This is a genomic window from Brevibacillus sp. FSL K6-6036, assembly GCF_037964015.1.
Lineage (GTDB): Bacteria > Bacillota > Bacilli > Brevibacillales > Brevibacillaceae > Brevibacillus > Brevibacillus borstelensis.
The window spans coordinates 656,960-670,406 of the sequence record NZ_CP150173.1 but is presented as its reverse complement, the minus strand read 5'-3'; the positions used below and the strand labels follow the sequence as shown (position 1 = coordinate 670,406).

Sequence of the window (13,447 nt, the reverse complement as noted above, 5' to 3'; positions counted from 1 at the left end):
TTGTTTGCTTTTGCACAAGCTTTTTGGAAGCAGGTCAAGCCCATTCGAACAGACCCGTTCTCGCTTCTCGTACGCCCTTACCTTACCGGTTTCCCAGCGCCTTGGCAGCGATGTCGGTGCGGTAGTGGGCGCCTTCGAAGGAGATGGAACGTACCGCCTCGTAGGCAGACGCTCTCGCTTCCTCCAGGTCTTTGCCGATGCTGGTCACGCCGAGTACGCGGCCGCCGCTCGTGACTGTGCCCTCTGGCGTTTGCTTGGTGCCGGCATGAAAGACGGCTACGCCTTCTGCTTGCTGCTCCAGTCCGGTGATGAGCGAGCCCTTCGGGTACTCACCGGGGTAGCCGGGAGCAGCCATGACGACGCAGACCGCACTCTCCTGCTTCCACTCAACATCCAGGGAAGCCAGTTCGCCGTTGACCGTCGCCGTGCAAATATCCACCAGATCGGTCTTGAGGAGCGGCAGAATGACCTGCGTCTCCGGATCGCCGAAGCGGGCGTTGAATTCCACAACCTTCGGCCCCTCCGAAGTGATCATCAAGCCGGTGTACAGCACGCCGCGAAACGGAATGCCGTCCCGCACCATGCCGGATGCCATCGGCTGGACGATTTTTGCCACGATTTCATCTACCAGCTTGGCTGACATGTGCGGTACCGGCGCATAGGTGCCCATTCCCCCGGTATTCGGTCCTTGATCGTTGTCAAACACCCGCTTGTGGTCCTGGGAGGTGATCATCGGCTTGACCGTCTCTCCATCGACAAAGGAGAGGAGGGACAGTTCTTCTCCGCGCATGCACTCTTCGATGACCACACGGGCTCCTGCCTGGCCGAATGCGTTCTCTTCCATGATGCTGTACAACGCCCGCTCCGCTTTTTCCAGCGTCTCCGCCACCACGACCCCTTTGCCTGCGGCAAGTCCATCCGCTTTTACCACAATCGGCGCTCCCTGCTGACGCACATAAGCAAGTGCAGACTCATAGTCGATAAAGGATTCATACTTCGCTGTCGGTATGTTGTAACGCTTCATCAGATATTTGGCAAACGATTTGCTTCCCTCGATTTTCGCAGCTTGGGCAGTCGGTCCGTAGATCGGCAGGCTGCGCTCCAGGAAAAAGTCGACAATGCCTCCCAGCAGCGGGTCCTCCGGGCCTACAATCGTCAAATCGATGCCTTCGTCCTTGGCAAACTGTGCCAGTGCGGCAAAATCATGAACGGGAATCGGCACGTTCTTCGCCAGCAGGGCTGTTCCTCCATTGCCGGGGGCACAGAAAATCTTATTCACCTTGGAGCTTTGCGCCAGCTTCCAGACAATGGCGTGTTCACGGCCGCCGCTGCCGATTACCAGTACGTTCATCGTATTCCCTCCTGTATTCTCTCTCTTCTAATGCTTAAAGTGTCGCACACCAGTAAAGACCATGGCAATCCCAAAACGGTTGCAGGCATCAATCGATTCTTGGTCCCGTACAGAGCCGCCTGGTTGGATAATCGCCGTAATTCCCGCTTTTGCCGCTGCTTCGACGGTATCGGGCATCGGGAAAAAAGCATCGGAAGCCATTACGGAACCGCGGGCTTTTTCACCAGCCTGCTCGATGGCAATCTTGGCAGAACCGACTCGATTCATTTGACCGGCTCCTACCCCGATGGTCATGTTATCTGCGGCCAGTACGATCGCGTTGGATTTGACGTGCTTGACCACCTTCCAGGCGAATTTCAACTGCGCCAGCTCCTCGGCTGTAGGCTCTCTGTCGGTAGCGACGCGAATCTCCTCATCGGCGAGCTGCTTGAGATCGTAATCCTGAACCAGCGCTCCGCCCGCTACCGGCGCTACCCGGAGAACAGCTGCGGCATCTTTTTGGACAGGCGCCAGATCCGGCAGGCGCAAGAGGCGCAGGTTTTTCTTTTCAGTCAGGACATTCAATGCCTCCTCGGTAAAATCGGGAGCGAGGATAATTTCCAAAAAGGTTTCTTTCATCAACAGGGCCGTCTCTTTATCGATCGGCCGGTTGGCAGCGACGATCCCGCCGAAAATCGAAACCGGGTCGGCTTCAAACGCTTTTTGATACGCCTCGCGGACATCGCCGCCAATGCCGACACCGCACGGATTGGAGTGCTTGATCGCGACGACTGCCGGCTCTGTAAATTCACGGACGATAGCGAGAGCCGCATCCGCATCATTAATATTATTGTAGGAAAGCTCTTTTCCATGTAATTGCTCAGCGCCAGCGACAGAAGTCAGCCCCGCAAGCGGTTCCTGATAGAAAGCTGCACGCTGATGCGGATTTTCGCCGTAGCGCAAATCCTGCACCTTTTCATACGTCACGGTCAGGCTTTCCGGAAATGCTTCTCCCACCTGATTGTTCAGGTAGCGCGCGATCAGGGCATCATACGCGGCCGTATGCCCGAATACCTTGGCAGCCAATAGACGGCGTGTTTCCCGTGTAGTATCGCCCGCTGCTTCAATTTCTCCGGCCACTTTCTCGTAATCCGCTGCGTCCACAACCACTGTGACGAATTGGTGGTTTTTGGCGGCAGAGCGAAGCATCGTCGGACCGCCGATATCAATATTTTCAATTGCCTCGGCATAAGTAACGCCGGGTTTCGCAATCGTTTCTTTAAATGGATACAAATTGACTACGACCAGATCAATCGTGTCGATGTTCAGTTCTTTCAACTGCTGAAGATGCGACTCGTTGTCGCGAACAGCCAAGAGACCTCCATGAATATTCGGGTGCAGCGTCTTGACGCGTCCGTCCATGATTTCTGGAAAACCGGTCACATCTGAAATGCCAATGACGGGGATGCCCGCTTCCTTGAGCAGAGAAGCTGTCCCGCCGGTAGAAATGATCTCGACCCCAGCGGCAGCCAAGCGGCGCGCAAAAGGTACCAACCCAGTTTTGTCCGAAACGCTGATCAGTGCTTTTTTCACACTCACGAATAGAACCTCCTGACTTTTTTCAAAAAGGTTGCAAAAACACGAACATTACATATACATTAAAACATAATTGTACGTTTTTATCAAGATTGTTCGGACAAAACAAAACGCAGCCTTCGGTGCCGGGGCACAGTCGGCTGCGTATCTTTTTTGTTCTCGTTATCGATACAGCGTTTATCCTGTCATGTCCGCTTCTTTTTGCGGCTTTGCATCTTTTTGATCCGTTCCGCCAAAGAGAGGTTTTTCACTTTTCCGCTGCCCTTCGGGGACGATTTTTTCTTTTCTCCCGATTCCTTCTTCTGACTGGTCGTCATGAGCTCCCCGATTGTATCCGCGGAAAGGGATTTGCCGTCTTTTACCTGCTGCCTGACTTTGTCTTTCGTTTCGTCCGAAAGATCAAGTCCCATATCCGACAGCTCACTCAAGACGGATTCAATATTTCCGTTCCCGTTTTTAGGGAGTTTCTCCGCAAGCTTCATAATGTCGGTCAGCGTCCACTCCCGACCCGTTCGTTTACTCAGCTTCCCCAACAGATCGGCTACGAAGTCCCCGTTCATTTGGCCCCTCCTTATTTCCACCTTCCCTTTACTGTATGTCGGGGCATGCGAAAAGTTTTTGTTGACGAGCGTCTATACGCTCGGTTTTTTTGGGGGACAGCTTATAGGTCCAACCGTTCTGAGAGGATCGCCGTTTTTTATTCACAGCACTTTGCGACCGGCTGCGCACTCGCGTACTTTTCAAGCCCGGCCAACGCCATGTTCCATGCCTGCTCAAACCAGCCGCGTGCAGCGTCCCATTCTTCTGTGCTGCCCCATCCGTTATGCACAAGCTGCACGTTGGTTCCTTCTCCGTCCGGAATGAAGGATACGACGACATGGGTGAGCGGACGCGCTTCGTTCATCAGTGAGGCAAACTGCCTTGTCCCCTTCCATTCAAAGACCAGCAGTTTGTTCTCCTCGATGGCCAGCACCTTGCAGCCGATAGTGCTGTCGTTTTCGCGATCGTCCGGTGCCCAGAACAGCTCGTATTTGCCTCCCGCCACAGGCTCCACCTCCGCCGCATTGGTCAGCCAGCTGGCCAGATGCTCGCTCCCGGTAAAGAATTGAAAGGCTTGCGCAGGGCCGCAAGATAGCTTTACGCTTTTATGTATGACCTTATCCATGTTATTCCTCTCCTTCCAGGTACTTTGTTTGATTATACCGGAAAGACTGAACATTCCGCTTCTTCTTGTTTGCTCTTTTGAGCGAGATCGCGAAAAGTTTTTTGAAGAGTGTCTGAGTGTTTTGCCAAAATCGAAACGTAGTCATTGATACATAGATGAAACGAACGTTGAAAGGGGCCCGGCGTGGATCGAAATGAACATCAGCGAAGAGAACCTTGCAAGCGAACTAAAGAACCGCAATCCGATTGCTTTGGAATACGCAATGAACGTATACGGAAAAAACGTCTACACCCTCGTGTACCGGATCATCGGCGGCATCGGGAGCCGGGAAGACATCGAAGAGTGTGTAAGCGACGCTTTTATCACCGCGTGGAAAAAAATTGCCGAATTCGATGAAAGCCGGGGAACATGGAAAACGTGGCTGCTGATTCTCGCCAAATACAAAGCGCTGGATTATCGCCGCAAGCTTCAGGAGCGGGGCAATGGAGCGCCATTGGCTGCAGAACCGACTTCCCGTACAGACCTGGAGACCGTTGTCCTCTCCCGCGAGCGTTCCGCACAAATTGTCGCTCTGATTCGCTCCTTTCCCGAACCGGACAGACGCATTTTTATCAAACGGTATTTTTACTACGAGACTTTGGAGAACATCGCGGCTGAGACGGGGTTGACCAAAAAGGCGGTCGAGAATCGGCTGTTTCGCTCCCGGCAAGCCCTCAGGCAGCAGATGCACCTTTTGGAACAGGAGGATACGTATGAAGGGAAGAGATGAACAAGCCGTATTTGACCTGATTGATCAAATAAGCGAAGAAGACTGGCGTGACTTCAAGGACTTCCGTGATTTCCCGGACTTCCGAGAATCCCCGGACTTCCGAGAATCCCCGGACTTCCGAGAATCCCCGGACTTCCTCGATTTCCCGGACTTTTACGATTTGCATGAACCCCCTTCCCATGCGGCTCTTCCTCTGGACAACGCTGCGTTGGACCGGATCAAAACGAGAACATGGCATGAGCTGGGCATTCATCCGCATGCCCAAAGCTCCGACTCTGTCCAAAAGAAGCCCGCAACGCCCCGAAGACGCTATCATAAAAGGGCTTTCGCTGCAGCCATCCTGCTTGTTTTGCTGGGAGCCCCTATCGGTTTATCTGAAGAGGTACGGGCAGAACTCAAAAAGATACTGCAGTTCCTCCCGGGATTTGGCACAGTAAGCGAAGGGAACGGGCATCCCGTCTATGTGCTGGAGAAGCCTGTCTCGGCAGAAGCGCGCGGTTCTGAATGGAAGGTGGACGGCATCATGATCGGGGAGCAGGAAGCCTCGATCAGGCTGAGGGGAACAGGCGGACATGCCCCCGACAAGATCACCCTGTCTACGGGCCAATCCGATAAGGAGCGCTATGAATTTAAGCACGGCACGTTCACCAGCTCAAGCAATGGGTGGAAGGCATCATATACGTATCGGGGAGCCATTCCGTTTTCCGGTCATGAGGCCGTATTCGTAGAGCTGCCAGTGGCTGTTATCGGTCCCTTGCCGCTTGTGTTGGCCAAGCAGGCTGGCAATCTAGACGGTCTTGGCCCGACCGCAGCAAAAAACGGCGTCACGATTACGGCAGTGACGACCCCGATGGCGCAGAAACGGATCAGGGTAAACCTGCTGTCCATCCTGCCTGACGGTCTTGAACTAGACTCCTTCGGCATAGATCCGCTCAATAAAAGCGAGGAGACAAGGCTGAAGCTGACAAATGAACGAGGCGGCAACCTCGAGATCCAAAAAGATTCAATTTTTGCCAATCAGAACGAGTTTTTCTTCACAGGGTCACCGCAGGATTTAGAGCGTTACCGCTTGTCGATCCCGTATATTCGCGTCGCCGATAAACATGCACCGCAACAGCAGGTAACAGTGCCTGTTCCTTTACAGGAAGGATCGGCAAATATTGATCAAACAGTGCTCCTGGCAGGCTTTCCTGTCGATTTTACAAAAGTGGAGCGAGTCGATTCCGAGACTGTCCGCGTGCACGTAAATGTCCGCTTTGATTCCGGTCTGGCGAAGACGCTGCAAAGCTTCAAGGTCTATACACAGAACGCCGACCGGATGTCCTATATGTGGAAAGCAGCCGAAGATACGGGAGCGATCGAATACTTGGAGCTGGAGGTGCAGCCTGGCATGGAGGAGCTGACCTTTTCCATCGGGGAACCGCGCTACCTCTTGAAGGGCCCGTGGCAAATGGTGATAGAATAAGAGCCTGCCCTTTCATCTTCCCCCTTCTGCAACGCAAAAATGGGTGCCCATTGTCAGATCTGACTTGTGGGACACCCATTTTATTCAGATTGTACTGTACAGTGAAACACTATTTCGTTCCTTGTCGTACATGACGCCCTTCCACTTTTACCCGGCCTGTGAGCAATTTGTCGATGACGTCGACGAGCAATCCATGCTCCACCTGATGAATCCGGGCGCTCAGGCTCTCGGCTGTGTCATCCTCCAGCACCTCTACAGGTGTCTGCGCGATGATCGGACCGGTATCCAGTCCGGCATCGACCATATGCACCGTTACCCCCGTTATCTTTACCCCGTAGGAGAGTGCCTGGCCGACGGCATCCTTGCCCGGAAACGCGGGGAGCAGCGACGGGTGAAGGTTGATCATGCGCCCCTCGTATGCCTGAAGCAGCGTATCTCCGACCAGCCTCATATATCCGGCCAATACGACAAGCTCTACTTCTCTCTTCTGCAGCTCGGCGACGATTTCCCGCTCGAAAGCGGCCTTGTCCGGATATGCTTTCGGATCGAACACAAACGCATCTACGCCAAGCCGAGCAGCCCGTTCCAAAACGCCGGCGCCCGGTTTGTCGCATACGAGCAGGGCAATCTCGGCTCCCGCCAGACGGCCGCTTTTTGCCGCTTGCACGACCGCTTCAAAATTGGAGCCGCTGCCAGATGCAAAGACGGCTATCCGCTTCACCACGCCACCCCGTTGTATACGACCTTTCGTTCCCCGGCAGCGATATGGCCGATCCGGTACGGCTGCTCGCCCGACTGCTTCAGCGTCTCCATCGCCCGCTCGGCATCCTCCGGCTTGACGACCGCGATCATGCCGATCCCCATATTGAAAGTGCGGTACATGTCGCTCCAGGAAATATTCCCGGATTCCTGCACCAGGGAAAAGATCGGCAGCACCGGCCACGTCCCGACGTCGATGACCGCCTGCGTCCCTTCCGGCAATACGCGCGGAATGTTTTCCGTAAAGCCGCCGCCGGTGATGTGGGCCATCGCTTTCACCTCGACCGCATCCAGCAGCGACAACATCTGTTTTACGTAGATGCGTGTAGGAGTCAAGAGCTCCTCGCCCAATGTTTTGCCGAGGACGTCCATATGCTCGCTCAGAGAAAGGCCGCGGTCAGCCAGCAGAACCTTGCGGACAAGCGAAAAGCCGTTGCTGTGGACTCCGCTTGCGGCCAGCCCGATCAGCACGTCGCCCGGCTTCACCGAAGCGCCGGTAATCAGCTTGTCTTCGTCAGCCACGCCTACCGTAAACCCGGCGATGTCGTACTCGCCTTCCGCGTACATGCCTGGCATTTCCGCCGTTTCGCCGCCGATCAGGGAGCAGCCTGCCTGGGCGCAGCCGTCGGCAATCCCCTTGACGATGGCTTCGATTTTCTCCGGAACGACCTTGTCGCACGCCAGATAGTCGAGGAAAAAGAGCGGTTCCGCTCCTTGCACCACTACGTCGTTGACGCACATGGCCACCGCGTCGATCCCGATCGTGTCGTGTTTGTCCATGGCAAAAGCCAGCTTCAGCTTGGTGCCGACTCCATCCGTTCCCGAGACGAGCACCGGCTTTTTGTATTTGGTCGTATCGAGACGAAACAGAGCGCCGAACCCGCCCAGATCAGTGAGCACCTCCGGCCGGAATGTCCGTTTGACGTGCTTTTTCATGCGCTCGACCGCCTGATTGCCCGCCTCTATATCTACTCCCGCTTGCTTGTATGCATCACTCATGGTTTCTCCTCCATCGGTAGAGGTTGGTTGTTGGCTTTGCAAAAACACGCAGCTTGCCTGTCAGCACTTATCTGCAGGCAGCGCCGCTTCGTATTCCACTTCTGTCGGGTAGTCTCCGTTGAAACATGCCAGACAGTGACCGCGGTTGGGAGAGCCATCCTCGCGGCCGATCGCGTCGATCATGCCTTCGATTGTCAAAAAGCTGAGCGAATCGGCGCCAATGAATTGGCGGATTTCTTCCACCGATTTGGACGAAGCGATCAGCTCGTCGCGCGTCGAGGTGTCGATGCCGTAAAAGCAGGAGTTCATGACCGGCGGCGAACTGATGCGGACGTGGACTTCCTTTGCCCCCGCGTCTCGGAGCATTTGCACGATCCTGCTGCTCGTCGTCCCGCGGACAATCGAATCGTCAATCATGACCACCCGCTTGCCTTCGACCACCTTGCGAACGGCTGACAGCTTCATGTACACGCCGCGCTCGCGCAGCTCCTGGGTCGGCTGGATAAAGGTGCGTCCCACATAGCGGTTTTTGATCAAGCCCAGCTCGTAAGGAATTCCCGTCGCCTCCGCGAAACCGATTGCGGCAGAAATGCTCGAATCGGGAACGCCGGTCACGACGTCGGCTTCCACAGGCGCTTCGAGAGCGAGCTGTTTCCCCAGACGCTTGCGGGCCATGTGGACGTTGATGCTGTCGATGTCGCTGTCCGGACGGGCAAAGTAAATATATTCAAATGTGCAGATCGAGCGTTTGGTGTTTTCGGCAAATGTGGACTCGCGGACGCCGTCCTCGTCGACCACGATCAATTCGCCCGGCTGAACGTCCCGCCAGTACTCTGCGCCGATGATGTCAAACGCGCACGTCTCCGACGCCACGCAAATCGCATCGCCGAGACGCCCCAGCGAAAGCGGACGCAGGCCGTTGGGATCGAGCGCGATGATTAGCTGTTTTTCATTCATGACGAGAAGTGCGTAGGCTCCCTTGATATGCTGCAGCGCCTCGCGGACAGCCTCGGTCAAATCGCTGCTTTTGGAACGGGCGATCAAGTGCGCGATCACCTCAGTGTCGCTGGTCGTCTGAAAGATCGAGCCTTTTGCCTCCAGCTCCTTTCTGAGAACCGAAGCGTTGACCAGGTTGCCGTTGTGAGCCACAGCCATGCTGCCGTGAGCGTAGCGGAAAAAGAGCGGCTGCGCGTTCTCGATCTTGCTCGAACCCGCAGTGGTGTAGCGTGTATGACCGATGGCAATGTTGCCGCGAAAGGTTTGCAGATCCACACCGGCAAACGCTTCCGCCACCAGCCCCATCCCCCGGTGTTTGTACCAGCGCTCGCCGTCGGAGGCGCAGATGCCTGCGCTCTCCTGACCGCGATGCTGCAGGGCGTGCAGCCCCAGATACGTCAGCGGGGACGCTTCCTTGTGGTTGTAGATGCCAAAAACGCCGCATTCTTCGTTCAGTTTGTCCCAGATTACCCGATCAAACATGGAATCGCATCCTTCCATGCGGCCTTCAAAGCTGTCAGCGGTGCGTGTACAGCTTCGACCCCGTTGATGTTCACCACCAGTTGCTCTCCGCCAGTCTGTCCGATTGCCTGCGCAGGCACGCCCATTTCGCCGGCCAGAGCCAGCACCTCATCGGCCTTTTCCGTGGCGACACTGATCAGGATGCGGGACTGCGATTCGCTGAACAACAGCACATCCGCTCTCAGATCAGAGGACAGGGAAACTGTCGCGCCGATGTTTTCGCCAAAGCACGCTTCCGCAAGAGCCACGCCGAGGCCGCCTTCCGACAAGTCGTGTGCCGATTTGACCAGCCCGTTGCGGATGGCGTCCAGCACCAGCTTCTGCACAGCCGCCTCTTTTTTCAAGTCCAACTGAGGCGGACGGCCGGAAATCGCGCCAGTCGCATATTTTTGATACTCGCTTCCGCCCAGCTCGGCAAAGGTTTCGCCGAGCAGGATGACGACATCTCCCTCAGCCTTGAAATGCTGCGTGGTGATATGATCCACATCCGTGATCAGGCCCACCATCCCGATCGTCGGGGTTGGGTAGATGGCATCGCCGCTCCGCTCGTTGTAGAAGGAGACGTTTCCTCCGATGACAGGCGAATTCAGCGCCAGGCACGCTTCGCTCATGCCGTCAACGGCTTTTTCAAATTGCCAGAACACTTCCGGCTTTTCCGGGCTGCCGAAGTTCAGGCAGTCTGTGACCGCGAGCGGCTCGGCACCAGAGCAAACGACGTTGCGCGCCGCTTCCGCCACGGCGATGGCACCGCCCACCTGCGGGTCCAGATACACGTAGCGTCCGTTGCAATCCGTGCTCATCGCCAGCGCCTTGCGGGTACCGCGAACCATCACGACAGCGGCGTCGGAGCCTGGCTTGACGGCTGTGCCTGCCCGGACGATGTGATCGTATTGTTCATAAACCCATGCTTTGCTCGCGACCGTCGGCTGGGCCAGCAAAGCCTTGAGCGTTTCATTCAAATCCTTCGGCTCGCTGATCGCCGCCACCGGGTCCACCTTGGCATTCGCCTCGTAATAGGCGGGAACCCTGGAAGGGCGATGGTACACAGGAGCGTCATCCGCCAGCGTTTTCACCGGCACCTCTGCGACCACCTCGCCGTGATGGAGCAGTCTGAGCAGGCCGTCATCCGTCACTTTTCCTACGACGGCAGAAGCCAATCCCCATTTGTCAAAGAGAGCGATTGCCTCTGCTTCTTTGCCCTTTTCCACGACGACGAGCATGCGCTCCTGGGATTCGGACAGCATCATTTCATACGCGGACATGCCCGCCTCCCGCTGCGGCACCAGATCGAGGTTCATCTCGATTCCATTGCCCGCCTTGGAAGCCATCTCCGCGCTGGAGCAGGTCAGGCCGGCCGCCCCCATATCCTGGATGCCGACGACGATTCCGGTGTCGATCAGCTCCAGGCATGCCTCGAGCAGCAGCTTTTCCATGAACGGATCGCCTACCTGCACAGCGGGGCGCTTTTTCTCCGATTCTTCATTCAATTCCTCGGAAGCGAAGGTAGCCCCGTGAATGCCGTCACGGCCGGTGCTCGCTCCCACGTAAATGACCGGGTTGCCGATGCCGCTGGCCACCCCTTTTTGAATCTTGTCGTGGTCGATCAGACCGACGCACATTGCGTTGACGAGCGGGTTTCCTTCATACGTAGGGTCGAAGTTGACTTCGCCGCCTACAGTCGGAATCCCGATGCAGTTGCCGTAGCCGGCAATCCCGGCGACTACGTTTTCAAACAAGTATTTGACGCGCGGGGTTGTCAGTTCCCCGAAGCGCAGCGAATTGAGCAAAGCGACCGGACGCGCTCCCATCGAGAACACATCGCGGATGATGCCGCCTACTCCTGTTGCCGCTCCCTGGTACGGTTCGATGGCAGAAGGGTGGTTGTGGCTTTCGATCTTGAAAACGACAGCCTGATTGTCGCCGATGTCGACGATGCCGGCGCCTTCACCCGGTCCTTGCAGGACGCGCGGGCCGGTCGTCGGGAAGCGGCGCAGGACAGGGCGGGAGTTTTTATACGAGCAGTGCTCCGACCACATCACGCTGTAGAGCCCTGTTTCCGTCCAGTTGGGCTGGCGTCCCAGAATGTTGACGACGCTCTTGTATTCTTCGTCTGTGAGACCGATTTCGCGATAAAGCTTTTCTTCGGCAATTTGCTCGGCAGTCGGTTCTTTATGAGTGAGCTTGGACACTGTTTCGTTCCCTCCATGTCTGTAGAATCGAGGTAAACATGCGCCGTCCGTCGGCAGAACTCATCCATTCGTGAACAGCGCGCTCCGGATGGGGCATCATGCCCAGCACGTTGCCTTTTTCGTTGCAGATGCCAGCGATATCCTCCAGTGAGCCATTCGGGTTTTCCCCGTGATAGCGGAACACGATCTGATTGTTGGCTTTCAGTTTTTCCAGTGTTTCTTCGTCACAGTAGTAGTTGCCCTCGCCGTGTGCGATCGGGATCTGGATGACTTCACCCGCCGCGTAATCGCGGGTAAAGGCGGTGTCATTGTTCTCGACGCGGAGCGCGGACAGCTTGCAGCGGAATTTGAGCGAACGGTTTCTCAGCAGCGCTCCCGGCAGAAGCCCTGCTTCGGTGAGAATCTGGAAGCCGTTGCAGATGCCCATGACCAGCTTGCCTTGCTCGGCCGCCTTGATGACCTGCTCCATCACCGGGGAAAAACGGGCGACGGCGCCGCAGCGCAGATAATCGCCGTAGGAAAAGCCGCCCGGCAGCAAAATGACATCGTAGCGGGACAAGTCGTTTTCTGCGTGCCATACGTAGTCGACCGGCACTCCCATCACGTCTTCCACTGCATTGTACAAATCCACGTCAGCATTGGAACCGGGAAATACGATAACGGCTACACGCATCGCTCAGCCCTCCACAATCTCGAAGCGATAGTCTTCGATGACAGTGTTGGCAAGCAGCTTCTCGCACATTTCGGAAACCCGTTCCTCCGCTTTGCTCAGGTCGGAAGTATCCAGCTCCACTTCGAGATACCTTCCGATGCGAACGTCCTTTACCTCGTCGAATCCAAGCGAATGCAGCGCTCCTTTTACTGCATGGCCTTGCGGGTCCAATACGCTTTGACGCAATGTAACGTAGACGACAGCTTTATACATGTGCCTCTCCTCCCAATCGTTTGAGCATTTCCTGATACGCTTCCTCTACTTTGCCGAGATCGCGGCGAAAACGGTCCTTGTCCAGCTTTTCTCCCGTCTCGGCATCCCAGAACCGGCACGTGTCCGGCGATATTTCATCGGCGAGGAGAATCTCTCCTTCCGGTGTACGACCAAACTCCAATTTAAAATCGACGAGAAGGATGCCCCTCTCCCGCAAATACGGCTGCAATACGTCGTTGACCATCAATCCCAAACGCTCCAGTGCAGCCAAATCTTCTTCGCTGGCGATACCCATCACCTTGATGTGAGAAGGATTGACGAGCGGATCTCCGAGCGCGTCGTCCTTGTAGTAAAACTCGACGACCGGCTGAGGAAGCACAGTGCCTTCCTTCATGCCCAGGCGCTTGGCCAGAGAACCGGCGGCGATGTTGCGCACGACAACTTCCAGCGGAATGATCTCCACCTGCCGTACCAGCTGCTCCGTGGGCGACAACAGGCGTATGAAGTGATTGTCGATGCCGCGCTGTTTCAACATCGTGAAAAAGATTGCGGTAATCCGGTTGTTCAGTTCTCCCTTGCCGGTGATGGTCGCTTTCTTTTCTCCGTTAAAAGCAGTGGCGTCATCCTTGTACTCCACCCAATACTGATTGTCCAAAGACGTACGATAGATACGCTTTGCCTTGCCTTCGTAAAGTTGTTCTCGTTTTTCCACTTCCGGAGCCACCTTCCCCC

General features: G+C 55.9%; 13 protein-coding genes. 2 read left to right on the top strand and 11 right to left on the bottom strand.

Translation table 11 applies throughout. The features are described 5' to 3' along the window. Window positions 1–82 precede the first annotated feature (82 nt). From purD to NST37_RS03590, 4 genes are all read right to left on the bottom strand, one after another. The gene (gene purD / locus NST37_RS03605; protein ID WP_339186270.1) at window positions 83–1,351 is read right to left on the bottom strand and encodes a phosphoribosylamine--glycine ligase; all 1,269 of its coding nucleotides are present in this window, start codon (window positions 1,349–1,351) and stop codon (window positions 83–85) included. Window positions 1,352–1,378: 27 nt separating this feature from the next. Next, window positions 1,379–2,929, bottom strand: a complete 1,551-nt coding sequence (purH, locus tag NST37_RS03600; protein WP_339186268.1) for a bifunctional phosphoribosylaminoimidazolecarboxamide formyltransferase/IMP cyclohydrolase — start codon at window positions 2,927–2,929, stop codon at window positions 1,379–1,381. Window positions 2,930–3,111: 182 nt separating this feature from the next. Then, window positions 3,112–3,486 carry a hypothetical protein gene (locus NST37_RS03595; protein ID WP_024983539.1) on the bottom strand — a complete coding sequence of 125 codons (375 nt, stop codon included), beginning with the start codon at window positions 3,484–3,486 and terminating at the stop codon, window positions 3,112–3,114. Window positions 3,487–3,623: 137 nt separating this feature from the next. After that, complete coding sequence (locus tag NST37_RS03590; protein ID WP_003389449.1) at window positions 3,624–4,091, bottom strand: SRPBCC domain-containing protein; 468 nt, start codon at window positions 4,089–4,091, stop codon at window positions 3,624–3,626. 193 nt (window positions 4,092–4,284) lie between these two features. On the opposite strand from NST37_RS03590, the gene NST37_RS03585 reads away from it, so the two are divergent. Together NST37_RS03585 and NST37_RS03580 are read left to right on the top strand one after the other, a co-directional pair. Further along, the gene (locus NST37_RS03585; RefSeq protein WP_003389450.1) at window positions 4,285–4,860 is read left to right on the top strand and encodes a sigma-70 family RNA polymerase sigma factor; all 576 of its coding nucleotides are present in this window, start codon (window positions 4,285–4,287) and stop codon (window positions 4,858–4,860) included. Further along, a complete protein-coding gene (locus tag NST37_RS03580) occupies window positions 4,844–6,325 on the top strand; it encodes a hypothetical protein (protein ID WP_339186266.1) in 1,482 nt (493 codons plus the stop codon). Before NST37_RS03585 ends, NST37_RS03580 begins: the two co-directional genes overlap by 17 nt. Window positions 6,326–6,434: 109 nt before the next feature. On the opposite strand, the gene purN is transcribed toward NST37_RS03580, so the two are convergent. From purN to purC, 7 genes are read right to left on the bottom strand one after another with little or no spacing between them, the layout of a single operon-like run. Continuing rightward, on the bottom strand, window positions 6,435–7,046 hold the full coding sequence (purN, locus tag NST37_RS03575) for a phosphoribosylglycinamide formyltransferase (protein WP_172921205.1): 612 nt from the start codon (window positions 7,044–7,046) through the stop codon (window positions 6,435–6,437). After that, window positions 7,043–8,083: a phosphoribosylformylglycinamidine cyclo-ligase gene (gene purM / locus NST37_RS03570; RefSeq protein WP_003389453.1), complete on the bottom strand. Its 1,041-nt coding sequence runs from the start codon at window positions 8,081–8,083 to the stop codon at window positions 7,043–7,045. The genes purN and purM overlap by 4 nt, the downstream gene beginning before the upstream one ends. A gap of 60 nt (window positions 8,084–8,143) precedes the next feature. Further along, window positions 8,144–9,562, bottom strand: coding sequence for an amidophosphoribosyltransferase (gene purF, locus NST37_RS03565; protein ID WP_024983536.1), 1,419 nt, complete (start codon window positions 9,560–9,562; stop codon window positions 8,144–8,146). Further along, window positions 9,547–11,790, bottom strand: a complete 2,244-nt coding sequence (gene purL, locus NST37_RS03560; RefSeq protein WP_003389457.1) for a phosphoribosylformylglycinamidine synthase subunit PurL — start codon at window positions 11,788–11,790, stop codon at window positions 9,547–9,549. Before purL ends, purF begins: the two co-directional genes overlap by 16 nt. Next, complete coding sequence (gene purQ / locus NST37_RS03555) at window positions 11,771–12,463, bottom strand: phosphoribosylformylglycinamidine synthase subunit PurQ (RefSeq protein WP_003389458.1); 693 nt, start codon at window positions 12,461–12,463, stop codon at window positions 11,771–11,773. The genes purL and purQ overlap by 20 nt, the downstream gene beginning before the upstream one ends. A 3-nt stretch (window positions 12,464–12,466) precedes the next feature. Further along, window positions 12,467–12,715 carry a phosphoribosylformylglycinamidine synthase subunit PurS gene (gene purS, locus NST37_RS03550; protein ID WP_003389459.1) on the bottom strand — a complete coding sequence of 83 codons (249 nt, stop codon included), beginning with the start codon at window positions 12,713–12,715 and terminating at the stop codon, window positions 12,467–12,469. After that, on the bottom strand, window positions 12,708–13,427 hold the full coding sequence (purC, locus tag NST37_RS03545; protein WP_031932028.1) for a phosphoribosylaminoimidazolesuccinocarboxamide synthase: 720 nt from the start codon (window positions 13,425–13,427) through the stop codon (window positions 12,708–12,710). Before purC ends, purS begins: the two co-directional genes overlap by 8 nt. Window positions 13,428–13,447 lie beyond the last annotated feature (20 nt).

What these genes read in the sequence shown, in the direction of transcription:
- purD (WP_339186270.1), bottom strand. Translation starts at nt 1,351, where the DNA reads ATGAACGTACTGGTAATCGGCAGCGGCGGCCGTGAACACGCCATTGTC.
- NST37_RS03595 (WP_024983539.1), bottom strand. Translation starts at nt 3,486, where the DNA reads ATGAACGGGGACTTCGTAGCCGATCTGTTGGGGAAGCTGAGTAAACGA.
- NST37_RS03590 (WP_003389449.1), bottom strand. Translation starts at nt 4,091, where the DNA reads ATGGATAAGGTCATACATAAAAGCGTAAAGCTATCTTGCGGCCCTGCG.
- NST37_RS03585 (WP_003389450.1), top strand. Translation starts at nt 4,285, where the DNA reads ATGAACATCAGCGAAGAGAACCTTGCAAGCGAACTAAAGAACCGCAAT.
- NST37_RS03580 (WP_339186266.1), top strand. Translation starts at nt 4,844, where the DNA reads ATGAAGGGAAGAGATGAACAAGCCGTATTTGACCTGATTGATCAAATA.
- purM (WP_003389453.1), bottom strand. Translation starts at nt 8,083, where the DNA reads ATGAGTGATGCATACAAGCAAGCGGGAGTAGATATAGAGGCGGGCAAT.
- purF (WP_024983536.1), bottom strand. Translation starts at nt 9,562, where the DNA reads ATGTTTGATCGGGTAATCTGGGACAAACTGAACGAAGAATGCGGCGTT.
- purQ (WP_003389458.1), bottom strand. Translation starts at nt 12,463, where the DNA reads ATGCGTGTAGCCGTTATCGTATTTCCCGGTTCCAATGCTGACGTGGAT.
- purS (WP_003389459.1), bottom strand. Translation starts at nt 12,715, where the DNA reads ATGTATAAAGCTGTCGTCTACGTTACATTGCGTCAAAGCGTATTGGAC.